We start from the raw sequence: 17,408 nt of genomic DNA, 5'->3' as shown, positions 1-17,408 counted from the left end.
CGGAAAAGTATGAGGCGGGCGTGAGGCTCAGGAGGCCGCGCCGGCCGAACGCAGGCGCTCGCCGGCGAGTTCGGGCTGCAGCAGCAGCCGTTCCGGCGCGGTGTAGCAGAGGAAGTGCTTGCCGGTCGCGCGGCCGACGGTGCACAGGCCCACGCGCTGCGCGATCTCGTGGCCCATCTGCGTCATGCCGCTGCGCGAGATGACGATGGCCACGCCCATCTGCGCCGACTTGATCACCATCTCGCTGGTGAGCCGGCCGGTCGTGTAGAACACCAGCGGCGTGTCGCTGGCGTCCAGGCGCGCGGGCTCCTGCAGCCACATCCACCCGGCGATGGTGTCGATCGCGTTGTGGCGGCCGACGTCCTCGACGAACAGCAGCATCTCCTCGCCGCGGAACAGCGCGCAGGCATGCACCGAGCCGGCGGACTTGTACGTGCTCTCCTGGACGCGGATCGCGTTGACGATGGCGTAGAGCTGCGCCTGCGACAGGCGCGCGTCGGGGAGCTGCACGTTCTCGATCTCGTCCATCAGCGCTCCGAAGACGGTGCCCTGGCCGCAGCCTGTGGTGACCACGCGATGCGCGGTGCGCTCCTCGATGCGGTCGATGCCGTCGTGGGTCTTCACGGCGGCGGCGCCGACGTCCCAGTCGACCGTCACGGATTCGACGGCGTCGACCGAGCGCACCAGCCGCTGGTTGCGCAGGTAGCCCAGCACCAGCCATTCGGGATGGGCGCCCAGCGTCATCAGCGTGACCAGCTCGCGCTTGTCCACGTAGACGGTCAGGGGCCGCTCGGCCGGGATCGAGATCGTCTCCACCTGCCCGTGGGCGTTCAGCACCTCGACGCTGCGGGTCAGCGGCGCATGCGCCTGGGTCAGGACGGGGCGGGACATGGCGCCTAGGCTACCGCAAACGAAAAAGGCCGGCGCAAGGCCGGCCTCCGATCGGGCAGTCGAAGCTCAGGGCTTGGTGGTCGCCTGCTTCGACTTTTCGGTCGTGGCGCCGGCCGGGGCCATCTGGGCCGATTCCGGGCGCACGCTCGGTGGCGCGGCCGCATTGCCGGCCGGCGAGTGCGCGCCGGAAGTCTCCAGCGGCGTCTGCGGCGCCGGGTTGTAGGCGAAGGGGCCCGGGTCCGCGCAGGCCGGCAGCGTGGGGGCGGTGGCCACGTTGGCCACCGGCGTGCCGCCGGCTTGTGCCGTGGTGGTCGGGTTGCCGGAGTTCGACGGCGTCGTCGGTGTGGCTGCCGCGGCGGTGGTGGCCGCCGCAGGCGCCGCGGCTGCTGCAGGCGCCGCGGCGCCCGTGGCGGCCGTGGTGGGCATCGAGGCGGGCACCATGCCCGCCGTCGTCGTCGCGCCGGCCGGGCGGCTGCCTGCCTTGCCGCGGTACTGAGACGCGATGCGGTCCTGCACCTTGCACAGCTGGAAAGCGTCCACCTTGGCCTGCCACGCGGCCTTGGCGGCGGTTTCCGCGGCCTTGGCCTTGGCGGCATCGTCCAGCGGCGGCAGCTTGGCGAGCGCCAGGCCGGAAGCGGCGAGGGCGCAGGCGGTGAGTACCAGTTTCTTGCTCAAGCGGATCTCCTCAGACGGGACGCACGCGCTGCGTGTCGTCGACGATGGTCATGGCCTTGCTGCGCTGGGCGGGGATCTTGCCGGCCTTGATGTCCTCGTACCAGTACTCGTGGTGCTCCCGGGCCCACTCCTCGCCGACGTAGCCACGGCGCATCGCGCCGTAGGCGCCGCGCATGCCGATGGTGCCGATGTAGATGTGCCCCAGGAACACGGCCATCATCAGCATGGCCGCAACGGCGTGGATCATGTGGGCCTGCTGCATGGTCGCGCGCTCGTACAGAAGGCCGGGCAACAGCTTGTCCAGCACCAGGCCGGAAGCGACGACGATGGTTCCCAGCAGGAACACGCCGCCCCAGAACACGGCCTTTTCGCCGGCATTGAAGCGGTGCGACGGCACTTCGGGGCCCTTGCCCATCAGGCCTCCCAGCTTGACCAGCCAGCGCAGGTCGCCGCGCTGCGGGAAGTTGTCGCGCAGGAAGGTGAGGAAGATGATCACCAGCGACACCACGAACAGCGGGCCGACGAAGTTGTGCAGGTTCTTCAGCAGGTACGTGAAGTAGCCGAACAGCGTCTGGCCGATCACCGGCAGCAGGAAGAACTTGCCGAAGGCCATGATGATGCCGGACACCGCCAGGATCACGAAGGCGATGGCGTTGGACCAGTGGGCGGCGCGCTCGAAGGGCGTGAACCGCTCGATCCGGCCCGTGCCGGCCGTGACGTCGGCGTGGCCGAGCTTGCCCTTGGTGAAGTAGAAGATCGCCAGCGCCAGCACCACGATCAGCAGCAGCGCGCCACCGTACGGCACGATCCAGTGGTTGCGCACCTGCCGCCAGGCCTCGCCCGCGGTGGTGAACTTCGAGCCCGGATACTGCACCTGGCCCTGGATCAGGTTGCCCGCCTCGGGGTAAGGCAGCGTGGTGAAGCCGGTCACGCCGTTCTTCACGTCGCGCCACATGGGCGAATTGTTGCCGGGCTGCACGGCGTTGCGCTGGCCGTTGCTCTGCTGCATGTAGCCGGCCTCGGACGAAGCGTCGCGCTTCACCTCGGGCTTCACGTCGAAGATGTTCTGGCCCTGGATGCCGCCGGTGGCGGGCGCCGGGTCGTCGGCCGGCGTGGCCGGCGCGCTGGTGGTCGTCGAGGCACCGCCGCCGGCAGGCGCGGACGCGTTCGACTGCGCCAGCGCGATGCCCGCGGCCCCGAAGGTCAGTGCCGCCGCGACGACGAGGTCAAGGAACCTTGGCATAGTCGTTCTGTCCCTGCACGGTCCGCACCTTCAGGTGCGATTCCCAGGCGGCGCGGTCGCCCGGCTTCCAGCCGGGCGCCATGTACGGCGGCTGCCGGTTGGTGCCCTGGAAGGCCTGCTGGTCGCTCTTGATCCCGGTTTCGGTCTGCTCGCGCTCGGCGCAGCCGGCCAGCGCCAGCGTGCCCAGGGCGATGAGGAGCGCGCCGCGGATCACGACTTCGCTCCCTGCGGCTGGCCGGCCTGCTTGGAACCGTAGGCGGTGCCCCAGCCCCACACTTCGGCGCCCTTGCCGCGCTTGAGCACGCGGTTGCGGAAGATGTCCGCGACCACGTCGCCGTCGCCGCCGAGCAGCGCCTTGGTGGAGCACATCTCGGCGCAGGCGGGCAGCTTGCCTTCCGCCAGGCGGTTGCGTCCGTACTTCTCGAACTCGGCCTGCGAGCCGTGGGCCTCGGGGCCGCCGGCGCAGAAGGTGCACTTGTCCATCTTGCCGCGCACGCCGAAGGTGCCGGCCGCGGGGAACTGCGGCGCGCCGAACGGGCAGGCATAGCTGCAGTAGCCGCAGCCGATGCAGGTGTCCTTGTCGTGCAGCACCACGCCCTCTTCGGTGCGGTAGAAGCAGTTGACCGGGCAGACCGCCATGCAGGGCGCGTCGGAGCAGTGCATGCAGGCCACCGACACCGAGCGCTCGCCGGGGACGCCGTCGTTGAGCGTGACCACGCGGCGGCGGTTCACGCCCCAGGGCACCTCGTGTTCGTTCTTGCAGGCCGTGACGCAGCTGTTGCACTCGATGCAACGCTCGGAGTCACAGATGAATTTCATTCGTGCCATGTCAGTCTCCTCACGCGACCTTCTCGACGTTGCAGATCGTCGTCTTCGTCTCTTGCATCATGGTCACGGAGTCGTAACCGTAAGTGGTGGCGGTGTTCACCGCCTCGCCGCGCACCACCGGCGCCGCGCCGGACGGGTAGTACGCCAGCATGTCGGCGCCCTGCCAGCGGCCGGAGAAGTGGAAAGGCATCCAGACCGTGTCCGGCCCGACGCGTTCGGTCACCATCGCCTGCACGTTCAGCTGCGCGCCGGTGGGCGACTTCAGCCACACGCGGTCGCCGTTGCGGATGTTGCGCGCGGCGGCCGTCTTCGGGTTGATCTCCACGTAGGCTTCCTGCTGCAGTTCCGCCAGCCAGGGATTGGCGCGCGTCTCCTCGCCGCCGCCTTCGTACTCCACCAGGCGGCCGGAGGTGAGGATCAGCGGGAACTTCTCGTGCAGCTTGTCGGCGATGTTCTGCTGCTGCAGGGTCTTGTACAGCGTGGGCAGGCGCCAGAAGGCCTTCTTGTCGTCGTGGCTGGGGTACTTGGCGACCAGGTCGGGCCGGGTGCTGTACAGCGCCTCGCGGTGCTGCGGGATCGGGTCCGGGAAGTTCCAGACCACCGCGCGCGCCTTCGCATTGCCGAACGGGTGCACGCCGTGGTTCTTCATCACCACGCGGATCAGGCCGCCCGACGGGTCGGTCTTCCAGTTCTTTCCTTCGGCCAGGGCCTGTTCGGCGGGCGTGAGCTCGTTCCACCAGCCCAGCTTCTTGACGAAGACGTGGTCGACTTCGGGATAGCCGGTGGTGATGTCGGAGCCGACCGAATGCGAGCCGTCCTCGGCCAGCAGGTTCACGCCGTCCTTCTCCACGCCGAAGTTGGCGCGGAAGCAGCCGCCGCCGTCCATCACGTGCTTGGTGGTGTCGTACAGGTTCGGCGAACCGGGGTGCTTGAGCTCGGGGTTGCCGAAGCAGGGCCACGGCAGGCCGAAGTAGTCGCCGGCGATGTCGTAGCCGGTGACCGGGTCCTTCACGCTGGCCTTGGCCTTGAGCGTCTTCACGTCGAAGTGCGCCATGAGCTTCATGTGCGCCTTCAGCCGCTCGGGACTCTGGCCCGTGTAGCCGATGGTCCAGACGGACTTGTTGATCTCGCGCAGGATGTCCTCGGGCACGGGCTCGTCCATGCCCTTGACCTTCTGCATCTTGTAGTTCTTGACCAGTTCCTTGCCGAAGCCGAGCTTGTCGGCCAGCTGGTACATGATCATGTGGTCGCTGCGGCTTTCCCACAGCGGCTCGATCACCTTCTCGCGCCACTGGATCGAGCGGTTGGACGCCGTCACCGAGCCGCTGGTCTCGAACTGCGTCGCGGCGGGCAGCAGGTACACGCCGCGGTTCGGGTTCTGGTCTTCGGGCTTGCCCGGCATGGCCGCCATGGCGGCGGTGGCGGACGGGTACGGGTCGATCACGACCAGCAGGTCCAGCTTGTCCATGGCCTTCTTCATCTCGAGGCCGCGGGTCTGCGAGTTCGGCGCATGGCCCCAGAACACCACCGCCTTGAGGTTGGGGTCCTGGTCGATCATCTCGTTCTTCTCGAGGATGCCGTCGATCCAGCGGGAGACCGTGATGCCGGGCTTGGACATCATCCCGGGGTTGGAGAAGCGGCCCTTGATCCAGTCGTAGTCCACGCCCCAGACGCGGGCGAAGTGGCGCCAGGAGCCTTCGACGATGCCGTAGTAGCCGGGCAGCGAATCCGGGTTCGGCCCGACGTCGGTCGCGCCCTGCACGTTGTCGTGGCCGCGGAAGATGTTCGCGCCACCCCCGGAGACCCCGATGTTGCCCAGCGCCAGCTGCAGGATGCACGAGGCGCGCACCATCGCATTGCCAATGGTGTGCTGCGTCTGGCCCATGCACCACACGATGGTGGACGGACGGTTCATCGCCATGGTCTGGGCGACCTTGAACACCTCGGCCTCGGGCACGCCGCAGGCCTCCTCGACCTTGTCCGGCGTCCACTTCGCCATGACGTCCTCGCGCACCTTGTCCATGCCGAAGACGCGGTCGTTGAGGTACTTCTTGTCCTCCCAGCCGTTCTTGAACACGTGGTACAGCACGCCGAACAGGAACGGGATGTCGGACCCGGAGCGGATGCGCACGTACTGGTCGGACTTCGCGGCGGTGCGCGTGAAGCGCGGGTCGACCACGATCATCTTCGTGCCCGTCTCCTTGGCATGCAGCATGTGCAGCATGGAAACGGGGTGCGCCTCGGCGGCGTTCGAGCCGATGTACAACGCAGCCTTGCTGTTCTGCATGTCGTTGTACGAGTTGGTCATGGCGCCGTAGCCCCACGTGTTCGCCACGCCGGCCACCGTGGTGGAGTGGCAGATGCGGGCCTGGTGGTCGCAGTTGTTGCTGCCGTACAGGCTGACGAACTTGCGCATCAGGTACGCCTGCTCGTTGTTGTGCTTCGAGGAGCCGATCCAGTACACGGCGTCGGGCCCGCTCGCCTTGCGGATCTCGTTCAGGCGCGCGACGATCTCGTTGTAGGCCTGGTCCCAGGGGATGCGGACGTACTTGCCGTCCACCAGCTTCATCGGGTAGCGCAGGCGGAATTCACCGTGGCCGTGCTCGCGGATCGCCGCGCCCTTCGCGCAGTGCGCGCCCAGGTTGATGGGCGAGTCGAACACCGGCTCCTGGCGCACCCACACGCCGTTCTCGACGACCGCGTCGATCGCGCAGCCCACCGAACAGTGCGAGCAGACCGTGCGCTTGACCTCGATGCGCCCTTCGCCGACCGCCGGGCCCTTGCCGTCGGCGGCCTTCGCCTTCTTCACCAGGGTCAGCGAGCCCGCGGCGATGCCGACGCCTACGCCGAGGCCGGAGCGGCGCAGGAACGCGCGCCGGTCCATGGTGGGGATCGCGGAGGTCAGGCCGCGCTGCAGGCTGTGGACGAACGGCGAGCGCGGGTGGGCCGAGGCCGCTCCCGACTTCTTCGTGAGCAACATGGAACTCTCCAGCGAAATCAGATCAGCGTGGTCTTGTAGTACTGCTTGACGTGTTCCGTCAGGCGGTAGCCGCCGCCGTTCGCAGGCGCGGGCGGCGTCTGTTCGGCGGTGGGGGCTTGCTCGCCCTCGACCTTGGGCAGTGCGACGACTGCGGCAGTGGCTGCGCCGGCAACGGCGGCCCCCAACATGAAACCCCGGCGGGAGGGCTTCGGCTTGCTTTCGGACATGTGCGTCTCCTGGCTCGCTCAGCTTATGAACTACGTTTCATACTGTAGTGGACGCGATACAGGGCGGCAATCGTTGGCATGCAAAAAGACGCGGCGCACGCCTAGGGAAAACGCGGAGAAGACAGCAGCACGACAGGATCCGTCGCAAAAAGCGACACGCGCGCAGGGCGCGTGCAAGCATCGTGTCAGCGTGCGGCGCCTCGCGCTCAGGCGAGCATGTCGAAGCCTTGCGCCTCGACGGAGACGAAAGCTCTCGTGAAGCCGGCGAGCGCCGCATAGAAGCGGGCGCGGGGGTGCGCGCTTATTGCATCGCACAAATCATTGGCCCAGGGCAGCAGGTGCGCGGAGAAGAACTCGCGCTGCTTCGTGAGGTTGGCCACCGCGGCATCGTCGCCGGCGATCAGGTAGCGCATCACCTCGCACAGGTACGCGATGTGGTCCTCGGTCTCGGGCATGGCTTCGTCGCGCGCGAGGCCCAGCTCCGCCAGCGTGTCGCGCAGCTGCGAGAGCGGGCGCTCGTTCAGGAAGCCACTGAGGTAATGCGACCCGAACAGGTAGACGTCGGGCTTGCCCACGCCGCCGAAGAGCGCGTCGTACTCGTCGCGGATCGCTTTGGCGTCCAGGGCGCGCGCCGATGCCACGACTTCGCGCCAGGGCTCCTCGAGGAAGGCGCCTTGCGCCGGTGCCTCCGTCACGGCCACGCGCAGCGCAGCGAGCGTCTCCTCGGGCGGCGGCGCGTAATAGAGATGCGCCAGCAGCCCGTAGATCTCGGCACGCGCGGTTTCCTCGTCCAGCGCGCTGGACGTCGGCAAGGGATCGTTCATAGGTCGGTGATGCGCGATTCGTTCTCGGCTGAATAGATGTCGATCACGCGGCAGTCGCCGCACATCTTCAGCCGGTCCAGCGCCGCGCCCTGGAACATGGAGTGGCCGGCGAGCTTGCCGAGCATGTTCTCGATGCCCTTCAGCGTGCCGAACGGCTTGCTGCAGCGGATGCAGGAGTAAGGCTTGGCTTCGTTCAGCACGCGCGGCTGCTTGCGCTCCGGCGTCAGCAGCAGCCGCGGCTGCAGCGTGATCGCCTGCTCGGGGCAGGTCTTGGCGCACAGGCCGCACTGCACGCAGTTCTTTTCCACCAGCCGCAATTGCGGCGCCTGCGGGTTGTCCTGCAGGGCGCTGGCCGGGCAGGCGCTCACGCAACTGAGGCACAGGGTGCACTTGTCCTTGTCGACGAGGATCTGGCCCACCGGGGCGCCCGCCGGCAGCGCGATGCTCTCCGGCTGACGCGGCGCGTGCTCGACGAGGTGGTCGAGCGCGAGCTCCAGCGTCGTGCGCTTCTCCGCGGCGACCGCATAGCGGGCGCGCTCGCGCGGCGCGGCGCCGCGGCGCCTGGCCAGCAGCTGCAGGTCCTGGTCCAGGTCGGACGGGCTGCGGCTGCGCAGCAGGCTGAAGTGCGTGCCCTCGTAACCCAGGCCTTCCAGGATGGCCTGCGCCACCTGCATCTGCGTCTCGAGCGCGTCCAGGTACTGCGGCGCTTCCTCGTGGGTCGCGAGCAGCGCGACGTGCGAAGCGCCCTGCGCCACCGCCGTCAGCCACAGCTCGATGCCCGTGCTGGCGACGTGCCAGACCGGGAAGGGGATCACGTTGGCGGGCACGCCGGCACCGGCACCCACGCGGGCGGCGCGGCCCAGCTCCTCGACCAGCGCCTGGCCGCGCTCCTGCGAGTGCAGCAGCAGCACGGGCGCGGCGCCGCCGGCTTTCTCGTAGGTGTTCAGCAGCGTGCGCACCTTCGTGCCCTGCTCGCCCGCGCGCGGATAGGCATAGGTGAGCGCGCCCGTGGGGCACACGGTGGTGCAGGCCCCGCAACCGACGCACAGGTTCGGGTTCACCTTGATCTGCTGGCGGGCCTTGTCGCTGGAGATCGCCTCGGCGGAACAGATGTCGACGCAGGCGTTGCAGCCCACTTTCTCGTTGCGGCTGTGCGCGCAGAGCTTCTGCTTGTACGCGAAGAACTTCGGCTTCTCGAACTCGCCCACCAGTTCACGCAGCTTGATGACCACATCCAGCGCGCGCGGGCCGTTCTCCTGCTCCGGCGGCAGGTGGAAGTAGCCCTGCGGCGGCGCGTGCTGCAGGAAGCCGGGCTGGCGGCGCAGGTCCAGCACGAGGTCGAAGGTGTCGTCGTGCGCGACGGGCTCGCGCGCGAAGTCGATGGCGCCGGCAACGTCGCAGGCCCTCACGCAGTCGCGATGGCCCTTGCAGGCCTGCAGGTCGACCTGGTAGTCCAGGCCGATCGCCTGCTCCGGGCAGGCGGCCACGCAGGCATTGCAGCGGGTGCACAGGTCCAGGTCGATCGCGTTGTCCTGCGACCATTTCAGCTGGAAGGCGCCGAGCCAGCCGGTGAGGCTCTCGATGCGGCCGCCGACCACGGGGTACTTGCGTTCCTGCGCGCCGCTGCCGCCGCGCGAGAAGATCACGACGTCCAGCGCGTCGCCGACCACCGCGGCGAAGCGCTCGGCTTCCTCCAGCGGACCGATCACCAGCAGGCGGCCGGCGCTCTTGTAGGTGACGGTGGGCACCGGCTCGGGCTCCGGCAGCTTGGCGGCCGCGAGCAGCGCGGCCAGCTTGGGCATGGCGCTCTTGGCGTCGCGGCTCCAGCCGCCGGTTTCGCGGATGTTGACGAAGCGGATCGGCGAGATCGCGCCTTCGATCTGCGTGCCCAGCTCGGCGAACAGCCGCTTTTCCTGGGTGCAGGCCACCACCACGTCGGCGCCGGTCTTCACGGCCTGCTGGAACGCGCCGGCTTCGCGGCGGCACAGCGTGGAGTGCAGCGTCAGGTCTTCATCCAGAGCCCGCCCCAGGCTCTTCGCGTCCAGGGGCATCGTCTTGTTGCAGTCGCAGATCAGGGTCGGCATGGTCTTCGGCCGGCGGTAATGCTTGCTCGGTCCGGTTGCTGGACTGTGCCACGGATTCGGGTGCCGGGTCATCCGCGACTTCCCGGGCCGTGGGGCCTTTGCCCTCCCGCGCGAGGCGTTCGCGCTCTTCCTGCTCCTCGTCCTCGCGGAAGAGGTTGAGGAACTTCGCGCTGGCCAGCTGCCGCAGCATGGCGGGCGGGATCGGGTCGGGCTTGCCGTAGTCGTCGATGTAGGTGTCCAGCCGGTCCATCACGTTGAAGTGCGGGTCGGCAAAGAGCTTCTTGACGGCGGCGTTCCTCACCTCCGGCGCCACGCCGGGCTGGACGAAGCGGGTGAAGTCGGAGGCGGGGGTAAGGGATTCGGTGTCGGCGAGGGTGGGGAGGGGGGACTGTTCCGTCGCCGGCGTGCCCCCACCCTGGCCCTCCCCCAGGGGGGGAGGGAGGACTGCGGCTTCGCTCCCTCCCCCTCCGGGGGAGGGCTGGGGTGGGGGCACCGCGGCAACAACCTTCTCCGGCTCCGCCGGCACGGCCTCCCCCTTGCGCACCGCCTCCTTGCGCTTCGCCCAGCGCCCCAGGAATCCGTCAGCCACCTTCGCCCCCGCCGTACTTCTTGCCGGTGGACACCGAAGCCGGATTGCCGAAGCGGTCTTCCAGGCGCCTGAAGCTTTCCGGGCGCTTGCGCTTGCGCGGCTCCGGCACGTAGTGCGCATCGGCGAATTCCTGGGCCCACGCAAGCACTTCGCCGGGCGCGGGCACGTTCTCCACCGTTTCCTGCGCGTCCAGCCAGCGGCCGGCCTCGTGGTAGCTCAGCGTCACCACCACCGGCCGGGCGATCGGCTCGTCGGCGACCGTCGGCTCTTCTTCCATGCGCCACATCACGAACCAGGCGGGCGCGTCGGTCGTGAGGTTCAGGTGGTAACCCTCGGCCTCGTCGCGGAACAGTTCGACCCGCAGGGCGGGATGCAGCCACTGTTCGGCGCCGCTGGGCTCCCGCTGCAGCAGGCGCGGTTCGGTACCGAAGGATTCCTCGTGGCGCACGACCTCCGCCAGTTCCCAGCGGAACGGCTGCCACTTGCTGGAGGTGGGGACCTTCCGCATCACCACGGCAACTTCGATGTGGGGGCGCGTCGTCATCGTTCCCATTGTGCAGCAGCCCCGCCCGCCCCCCGCTGTGCAGGAATGAAGCGCACAATCGCGCCCTGCGCGTGGAATCCGTCCCGGCATCCAACCGGAAGGACTTCCATGAGCGAATCGCACGGCGCGCCGCCGGCCTGGTGGGCGGGCCTGACCGCCAGGCATTCGAGACCCCTCGCCGTCGGGGCCGTGGTCGGCGCCTTCGGTGCCGTGCTGGCAGCCTTTGCGCTGTGGCCCGAAGCCGCCCCGCAGATGCCCTCGTCCCCACGGGCCACCGCGCCGACGGGCACGCAGCTCCACCCGCAACTGTTGCCGCCCAGGGCGCGCTGCGAAACCTGCGGCGTCATCGAGAGCATCCGGCAGATCGAAGCCAAGGGCGACGCCGCCGCCTCCTACGAATTCGCCGTGCGGCTGCCGGACGGCACCCTGCGCTACAGCCGCGACCCGCAGCCGGGCCGCTGGCAGGTCGGCGACGCGATGCAGCTGATCGGCGGTGGCCGGGCCTGGAGCAGTTCGCCCTAGCCGCTCAGGTGTTCTTGGACACCGTGATCGTCGGGAACTTGGTCGAGAAGTCCTTGGCCTTGGTGGCGATCTTGATCGCCACCTGCCGCGCGACGCTCTTGTAGATGCCCGCGGCTTCGCTGTCCGGGTCCGCCACGACCGTCGGCTTGCCGCTGTCGGCCTGCAGGCGGATGCGCATGTCCAGCGGCAGCGCGCCGAGGTAGTCGATGCCCTTTTCCTGCGCGTAGCGCTTGCCGCCGCCCTCGCCGAAGATGTGTTCCGCATGGCCGCAGTTGCTGCACACGTGCACCGCCATGTTCTCGACGACGCCGAGGATGGGCACGCCCACCTTCTCGAACATGGTGACGGCCTTCTTGGCGTCGATCAGGGCGATGTCCTGCGGCGTGGTCACGATGACGGCGCCGGTCATGGGCACGCGCTGGGACAGCGTGAGCTGGATGTCGCCGGTGCCCGGGGGCATGTCGACGATCAGGTAGTCGAGGTCCTGCCAGTTGGTTTGGCGCAGCAGCTGCTCCAGCGCCTGGGTGGCCATGGGGCCGCGCCAGATCATGGCCTCGTCCTGGTTGATCAGGAAGCCGATGGACATGACCTGGATGCCGTGGTTCTCCAGCGGCTCCATCGTCTGGCCGTCGTCGCTCTCGGGCCGGCGGTCGATGCCCAGCATCATGGGCTGGCTGGGGCCGTAGATGTCGGCATCGAGCACGCCCACCTTGGCGCCCTCGGCGGCCAGCGCCAGCGCCAGGTTGGCGGCGGTGGTGCTCTTGCCGACGCCGCCCTTGCCGGAGGCGACGGCGATGATGTTCTTCACGTTGGGCATCAGCTGCACGCCGCGCTGCACGGCATGCGCGACGACGCGGGTGGTGATGTTCACGGAGACGTTCTCGACGCCGGCAACGCCCTTGGCGGCGGCCACCAGCGCCTTGCGCAGGGCGGGCACCTGGCTTTTCGCCGGGTAGCCCAGTTCCACGTCGAAGGAGACGTCGCCGCCTTCCACCTGCACGTTCTTCACCGCCTTGGTGCTGACGAAATCCTTGCCCGTGTTCGGGTCCTTCACGCTCGCCAGGGCGGCGAGCAGCTGTTCGGGGGTGGCCATGACGCTTGTCTCTCGGAGTTGGGCGGAGTGTACCGACCCCGAATAAAATCGCGGGTTCCCCCTGGAAATCCCCCCATGCCCCAGCGCAAGCTCTTCGTCACCACCGCCCTGCCGTACGCCAACGGCAGGTTCCACATCGGCCACATCATGGAATACATCCAGGCCGACATCTGGGTGCGCCACCAGCGCATGGGCGGGCACATGGTGCATTTCGTGGGCGCCGACGACGCACACGGCGCGCCGATCATGATCGCGGCGGAGAAGGCCGGCAAGACGCCGCAGGCCTTCGTGGGCGAGATCGCCGCCGGCCGCAAGGAATACCTGGACGGCTTCCACATCCGCTTCGACAACTGGCATTCGACCGACAGCGCGGAAAACACCGAGCTCGCCCAGCAGATCTACCGCGACCTGAAGGCCAACGGCCTCGTCGCCAGCAAGACCATCGAGCAGTTCTTCGACCCGCAGAAGAACATGTTCCTGCCCGACCGGTTCATCAAGGGCGAATGCCCGAACTGCCACGCGAAGGACCAGTACGGCGACAACTGCGAGGTCTGCAGCAAGGTCTACAGCCCCACGGACCTCATCAACCCGTACTCGGCGTTGTCCGGCGCCACGCCGGTCCTGAAGACCTCCGAGCACTTCTTCTTCAAGCTGTCCGATCCGCGCTGCATGCAGTTCCTGCGCGAGTGGACGGCCAGCGGCACCGTGCAGCCCGAGGTGCTGAACAAGATCAGCGAATGGCTGGTGCCCGGCGAGGACGGCCAGACGGCGCTGGGCGACTGGGACATCAGCCGCGACGCGCCCTACTTCGGCATCGAGATCCCCGACGCGCCGGGCAAGTACTTCTACGTCTGGCTGGACGCGCCGGTGGGCTATCTCGCCTCGCTGAAGAACTACTTCGACAAGGGCGGCGCGAAGGCCGCCGGCGAGACCCGCTCCTTCGCGGAGTTCATGGCCGACCCGGCGACGGAGCAGTACCACTTCATCGGCAAGGACATCATCACCTTCCACACGCTGTTCTGGCCGGCCATGCTGTACTTCAGCGGCCGCAGGACGCCCAACGCCGTCTTCGTCCACGGCTTCCTCACCGTCAACAACGGCGAGAAGATGAGCAAGAGCCGCGGCACGGGGCTGGACCCGCTCAAGTACCTGTCGCTGGGCATGAACCCCGAGTGGCTGCGCTACTACATCGCCGCCAAGCTCAATGGCCGCAACGAGGACATCGACTTCAACCCCGAGGACTTCATGGCCCGGGTCAACAGCGACCTGGTGGGCAAGTACGTCAACATCGCGAGCCGCGCGGTGAAGTTCGTGCCGGGCGGCAAGCTGGTGGCGGCCCGCCCGCTGGCGGCCGTCGACCCGAAGGCCTTGCTGCAGGCCGTGCGGGGCCTGTACGAGAGCCGCGACTACGCCAAGGCGCTGCGCGAGATCATGGCCGCCGCGGACCAGGTGAACACCGCGTTCGACGCCGCGGCGCCATGGAAGCTGGCCAAGGAAGGCAAGGGCGAGGAAGCCGCCGCCGTGGGCAGCTGGTGCCTGCAGATGTTCCGCGTGCTGAGCGCTTGCCTGCGTCCCGTGCTGCCGGCACTGGCCGCGCAGGCCGAGGCGTTCCTGCAATGCGGTCCGCTGGACTGGGTGAGCGCGACGGAGCCCCTCCCGGCCGGCCACCAGGTCGGCGAGTACAAGCACCTGATGCAGCGGGTGGATGCGAAGCAGCTGGATGCGCTGTTCGAGGTCCCGGCGGAGGCAGTGGCCGTGCCCCCACCCCAACCCTCCCCCGGAGGGGGAGGGAGCGGAGAACCCGGGGGCGAGGCTCTCGCCGCGGAGATCACGATCGACGACTTCACGAAGATCGACCTGCGGATCGCCAGGATCGTGGAGTGCAAGGCGGTCGAAGGCTCGAAGAAGCTGCTGCAGCTCACGCTGGACGTCGGCGAAGGGCGGCACCGCAACGTGTTCTCCGGCATCGCCTCGGCCTACCAGCCGGCCGACCTGGTGGGCAAGCTGACGGTGCTGGTCGCCAACCTCGCCCCGCGCAAGATGAAGTTCGGCGTGAGCGAAGGCATGGTGCTGGCGGCGAGCCACGCCGACGAGAAGTCGAAGGCAGGGATTTACGTCCTGAATCCGTGGCCGGGTGCCGAGCCGGGCATGCGCGTGCGCTAAGCTGGGACCATGCAGCACCTCGTCCGCGCCGCCATCCTGGTCTTGGGCGCCGCCTCCCTCGGCGGCTGCGCCGTGGTGACCGTCGCCGGGGCCGCGACCTCCCTGGCGGTGACGGCAGGATCCCTGGCGGTCGATGCCGCCGTGGGCACGGTGAAGATCACCGGCGCGGCAGCCGGGCTGGCGGTGGATGCCGTGCTGCCTTCGAACGAAGAGAAGTAGGGCGAAGCGCCGGCGATGTTCGCCTTCATCCGCGGCTGGACCGATGTCGACCGCACCACGCAGGCCAACGTCCGCCTCGGCGCCTTCCTGGCCTTCGTCGCCGGCGCCACCAATGCCGGCGGATTCCTCGCGGTGGGCCAGTACACCTCGCACATGACCGGGCTGGTCTCGTCCGTCGCCGACAACCTCGTCCTGGGCAACCTGGCGCTCGCGGCCTCCGCCGCCGGCGCCATCCTCTCCTTCGTGGCCGGCGCCATGACCACGGCGGTGCTGGTGAACTGGGGCCTGCGCCGGCGCCTGCACAGCGCGTACGGTCTGCCGCTGCTGCTCGAATCCGGCGCGCTGCTGCTGTTCGGGGTGGCCGGCGCCTCCATGGGCGCCTTCGAGCCGCTGTTCCTTCCGCTCACCGTCCTGCTGCTTTGCTACATCATGGGCCTGCAGAACGCAGTCATCACCAAGATCTCCAGGGCGGAGATCCGCACCACCCACGTGACGGGGCTCGTCACCGACATCGGTATCGAACTGGGCAAGCTGCTGTACATCAACCCGCGCGACGGGGCCGACCCGGTGCTCGCCAACCGCCACAAGCTGCGGATCCACGCCGTGCTGGTGTCCTGCTTCTTCGTCGGCGGCGTGGCCGGGGCACTGGGGTTCAAGTACGCGGGCTTCATTTCGACCGTGCCCCTCGCCATCGGCCTCTGGGTGCTGGCGCTGCGGCCCCTCCTGCGGGATGTGCGCCAGCGGCTGGTGTCGACCGCCCCATAGGCCTGCGTTGCCCCCGCCCCACAACGGGCTCGCCCCCTGCGGGCAGCGGGTGCAAGAATGGCCCGCACGATGTCCCCGCCGGTCTCCCTCGCCCCGTTCCGGCCGCGCCTGCTGACGGCGGTGCGGGGCTACGACCGCAACCGCTTCTTCCGCGACCTCGGCGCCGGCCTGACCGTCGGCGTCGTCGCCCTGCCGCTGGCGATGGCGTTCGCGATCGCCAGCGGCCTCAAGCCCGAAGCGGGCCTGTGGACGGCGATCATCGCCGGCCTCCTGATTTCGCTGCTGGGAGGTTCGCACGTCCAGATCGGGGGGCCTGCCGGCGCCTTCATCGTCATCGTCTACGGCATCCTGGAGCGCTACGGCCTGGCCAACCTGCTGATCTCCACCGCCTGCGCCGGCGTCCTGCTGTTCGCGATGGGCCTGCTGCGGCTCGGGCGGCTGGTGCGCTACGTGCCGGTCAGCATCGTGGTCGGCTTCACCAACGGCATCGCCGTGCTGATCGCCGCCTCCCAGGTGAAGGACTGGCTGGGCCTGGACATCGCGAAGATGCCGGCCGACTTCTTCGCGCAGCTCTCGGCCCTCGGGGCCAACCTCCACAGCTTCAACCTGCACGCCTTCGCACTGGGCACGGCATGCATCCTCGGGCTGTTCGCCTGGCCACGTCTGTGGAACGCGCGGCTGCCGGCCCGGCTGGCGGTGGGAGTACCGGGCCTGAAGCAGGCGAGCGAGGTGGGGGCCCGGGTGCCGGGCCCGGTGGTGGCGCTGGTCACGCTCACGGCCCTGGCGACCCTCCTGCAGCTGCCGGTGGAAACCATCGGCAGCCGCTTCGGCAGCATCCCGCAGGGCCTGCCGGCGTTCGCGCTGCCGGCCTTCGGCTGGGAGACCGTGAAGCTGCTGGTGACGCCCACGCTCACCATCGCGCTGCTGGGCGCCATCGAATCGCTGCTGTGCGCGCGGGTGGCCGACCAGCTCGCGCCGCTGCCCCGGCACGACCCCAACCAGGAGCTGATGGCGCAGGGCGTCGCCAACTTCGTGGTGCCCTTCTTCGGCGGCATGCCGGCGACCGGCACCATCGCGCGGACGGTGACGAACATCCGCTCCGGGGCGACCTCGCCCGTCGCCGGGGTGATCCATGCGCTCACCATCGCGGCGGTGGTGCTCGTGGCGGGGCCTCTGGCGCTGCTGGTACCGCTGTCGGTGCTGGCGGGCATCCTGGTGTTCGTCGCCTGGAACATGGGCGAATGGCGCGAATTCGCCCACCTGCGCCGCTACGGCGTCCACTACCGGGTGCTGATGCTCGGCACCTTCGTGCTGACCGTGGTGTTCGACCTGACGGTGGCGGTCGAGGTCGGCCTGGTGGCCGCCTGCTTGCTGTTCATCCAGAAGATGGGGGCGCTGTTCCGCGTGGAGCCGGTGCCGGGCGACGGCGCGCAACTGCGCTACCGGCTGTACGGCGCGCTCTTCTTCGGGGCGGCGGCGAAGATCGATGCCATCGTGGAAACGGTGGAGAACGCCGCGCAGGCGCCCGACGTCGTGCTCGACGCGCTGCAGCTCGTGCACCTGGACACCTCGGGCCTGGACGCCCTGCGCCAGCTGCACAAGGCCGTGCTTGCCCGCGGCGGCCGCCTGCGCATCGACCACCTGCAGGCCCAGCCGCGCGAGGTGATCGTGCGCGCCGGATTCGACGGGGAAATGGCGCAGCGGCTGCCCTCGCCCGAGGTCGCGGCCTAGCCCGGCGGCCCCGCCGGTAAAATGCCCCCC

The 17,408-nt window shown here is 69.0% G+C and carries 17 protein-coding genes; 5 read left to right on the top strand and 12 right to left on the bottom strand.

The window, feature by feature from the left end; translation table 11 throughout:
- Positions 1–27 precede the first annotated feature (27 nt).
- The 11 genes from IM787_RS18295 to IM787_RS18245 all read right to left on the bottom strand — a co-directional run bounded on the left by IM787_RS18295 (position 28) and on the right by IM787_RS18245 (position 10,885).
- A complete protein-coding gene (locus tag IM787_RS18295; protein ID WP_193678144.1) occupies positions 28–891 on the bottom strand; it encodes a formate dehydrogenase accessory sulfurtransferase FdhD in 864 nt (287 codons plus the stop codon).
- Between the two features lie 66 nt (positions 892–957).
- Positions 958–1,566, bottom strand: a complete 609-nt coding sequence (locus IM787_RS21795; RefSeq protein ID WP_354004444.1) for a hypothetical protein — start codon at positions 1,564–1,566, stop codon at positions 958–960.
- A 10-nt stretch (positions 1,567–1,576) separates the two neighbouring features.
- Positions 1,577–2,809 carry a formate dehydrogenase subunit gamma gene (locus tag IM787_RS18285; RefSeq protein WP_193678143.1) on the bottom strand — a complete coding sequence of 411 codons (1,233 nt, stop codon included), beginning with the start codon at positions 2,807–2,809 and terminating at the stop codon, positions 1,577–1,579.
- Positions 2,793–3,023: a hypothetical protein gene (locus IM787_RS18280; RefSeq protein ID WP_193678142.1), complete on the bottom strand. Its 231-nt coding sequence runs from the start codon at positions 3,021–3,023 to the stop codon at positions 2,793–2,795. Before IM787_RS18280 ends, IM787_RS18285 begins: the two co-directional genes overlap by 17 nt.
- Positions 3,020–3,637, bottom strand: a complete 618-nt coding sequence (fdh3B, locus tag IM787_RS18275) for a formate dehydrogenase FDH3 subunit beta (protein ID WP_193678141.1) — start codon at positions 3,635–3,637, stop codon at positions 3,020–3,022. Before fdh3B ends, IM787_RS18280 begins: the two co-directional genes overlap by 4 nt.
- Positions 3,638–3,647: 10 nt before the next feature.
- Entirely contained in the window at positions 3,648–6,617 is a 2,970-nt protein-coding gene (locus IM787_RS18270) for a formate dehydrogenase subunit alpha (protein WP_193678140.1), read from the bottom strand.
- 17 nt (positions 6,618–6,634) lie between these two features.
- Positions 6,635–6,844, bottom strand: a complete 210-nt coding sequence (locus tag IM787_RS18265; protein ID WP_193678139.1) for a twin-arginine translocation signal domain-containing protein — start codon at positions 6,842–6,844, stop codon at positions 6,635–6,637.
- Between the two features lie 206 nt (positions 6,845–7,050).
- Positions 7,051–7,668 carry a TorD/DmsD family molecular chaperone gene (locus IM787_RS18260; RefSeq protein ID WP_193678138.1) on the bottom strand — a complete coding sequence of 206 codons (618 nt, stop codon included), beginning with the start codon at positions 7,666–7,668 and terminating at the stop codon, positions 7,051–7,053.
- The gene (locus tag IM787_RS18255) at positions 7,665–9,752 is read right to left on the bottom strand and encodes a 4Fe-4S binding protein (RefSeq protein ID WP_193678137.1); all 2,088 of its coding nucleotides are present in this window, start codon (positions 9,750–9,752) and stop codon (positions 7,665–7,667) included. The genes IM787_RS18260 and IM787_RS18255 overlap by 4 nt, the downstream gene beginning before the upstream one ends.
- On the bottom strand, positions 9,679–10,341 hold the full coding sequence (locus tag IM787_RS18250) for a DUF3306 domain-containing protein (protein WP_193678136.1): 663 nt from the start codon (positions 10,339–10,341) through the stop codon (positions 9,679–9,681). Before IM787_RS18250 ends, IM787_RS18255 begins: the two co-directional genes overlap by 74 nt.
- Positions 10,334–10,885, bottom strand: a complete 552-nt coding sequence (locus tag IM787_RS18245) for a DUF3305 domain-containing protein (protein WP_193678135.1) — start codon at positions 10,883–10,885, stop codon at positions 10,334–10,336. Before IM787_RS18245 ends, IM787_RS18250 begins: the two co-directional genes overlap by 8 nt.
- A 108-nt stretch (positions 10,886–10,993) precedes the next feature.
- Between IM787_RS18245 and IM787_RS18240 the strand changes: the two genes are divergently transcribed.
- Positions 10,994–11,407, top strand: a complete 414-nt coding sequence (locus IM787_RS18240) for a hypothetical protein (protein WP_193678134.1) — start codon at positions 10,994–10,996, stop codon at positions 11,405–11,407.
- Positions 11,408–11,411: 4 nt separating this feature from the next.
- Here IM787_RS18240 and apbC read toward each other — a convergent pair whose 3' ends face one another.
- Positions 11,412–12,500 (bottom strand): iron-sulfur cluster carrier protein ApbC, encoded by a 1,089-nt coding sequence (gene apbC / locus IM787_RS18235; protein WP_193678133.1) that lies wholly within the window; start codon positions 12,498–12,500, stop codon positions 11,412–11,414.
- 75 nt (positions 12,501–12,575) lie between these two features.
- Between apbC and metG the strand changes: the two genes are divergently transcribed.
- The 4 genes from metG to IM787_RS18215 all read left to right on the top strand — a co-directional run bounded on the left by metG (position 12,576) and on the right by IM787_RS18215 (position 17,378).
- Entirely contained in the window at positions 12,576–14,663 is a 2,088-nt protein-coding gene (gene metG / locus IM787_RS18230) for a methionine--tRNA ligase (RefSeq protein ID WP_193678132.1), read from the top strand.
- 9 nt (positions 14,664–14,672) lie between these two features.
- On the top strand, positions 14,673–14,882 hold the full coding sequence (locus tag IM787_RS18225; RefSeq protein WP_193678131.1) for a hypothetical protein: 210 nt from the start codon (positions 14,673–14,675) through the stop codon (positions 14,880–14,882).
- A gap of 15 nt (positions 14,883–14,897) precedes the next feature.
- Positions 14,898–15,647 (top strand): YoaK family protein, encoded by a 750-nt coding sequence (locus IM787_RS18220; RefSeq protein ID WP_193678130.1) that lies wholly within the window; start codon positions 14,898–14,900, stop codon positions 15,645–15,647.
- Between the two features lie 69 nt (positions 15,648–15,716).
- Positions 15,717–17,378, top strand: a complete 1,662-nt coding sequence (locus IM787_RS18215; protein ID WP_193678129.1) for a SulP family inorganic anion transporter — start codon at positions 15,717–15,719, stop codon at positions 17,376–17,378.
- Positions 17,379–17,408: the final 30 nt, after the last annotated feature.

Origin of the sequence: Ramlibacter pallidus, from assembly GCF_015070875.1 — a bacterium.
Classification (GTDB): domain Bacteria; phylum Pseudomonadota; class Gammaproteobacteria; order Burkholderiales; family Burkholderiaceae_C; genus Ramlibacter; species Ramlibacter pallidus.
This window is presented reverse-complemented; position numbering and strand designations above follow the sequence as displayed.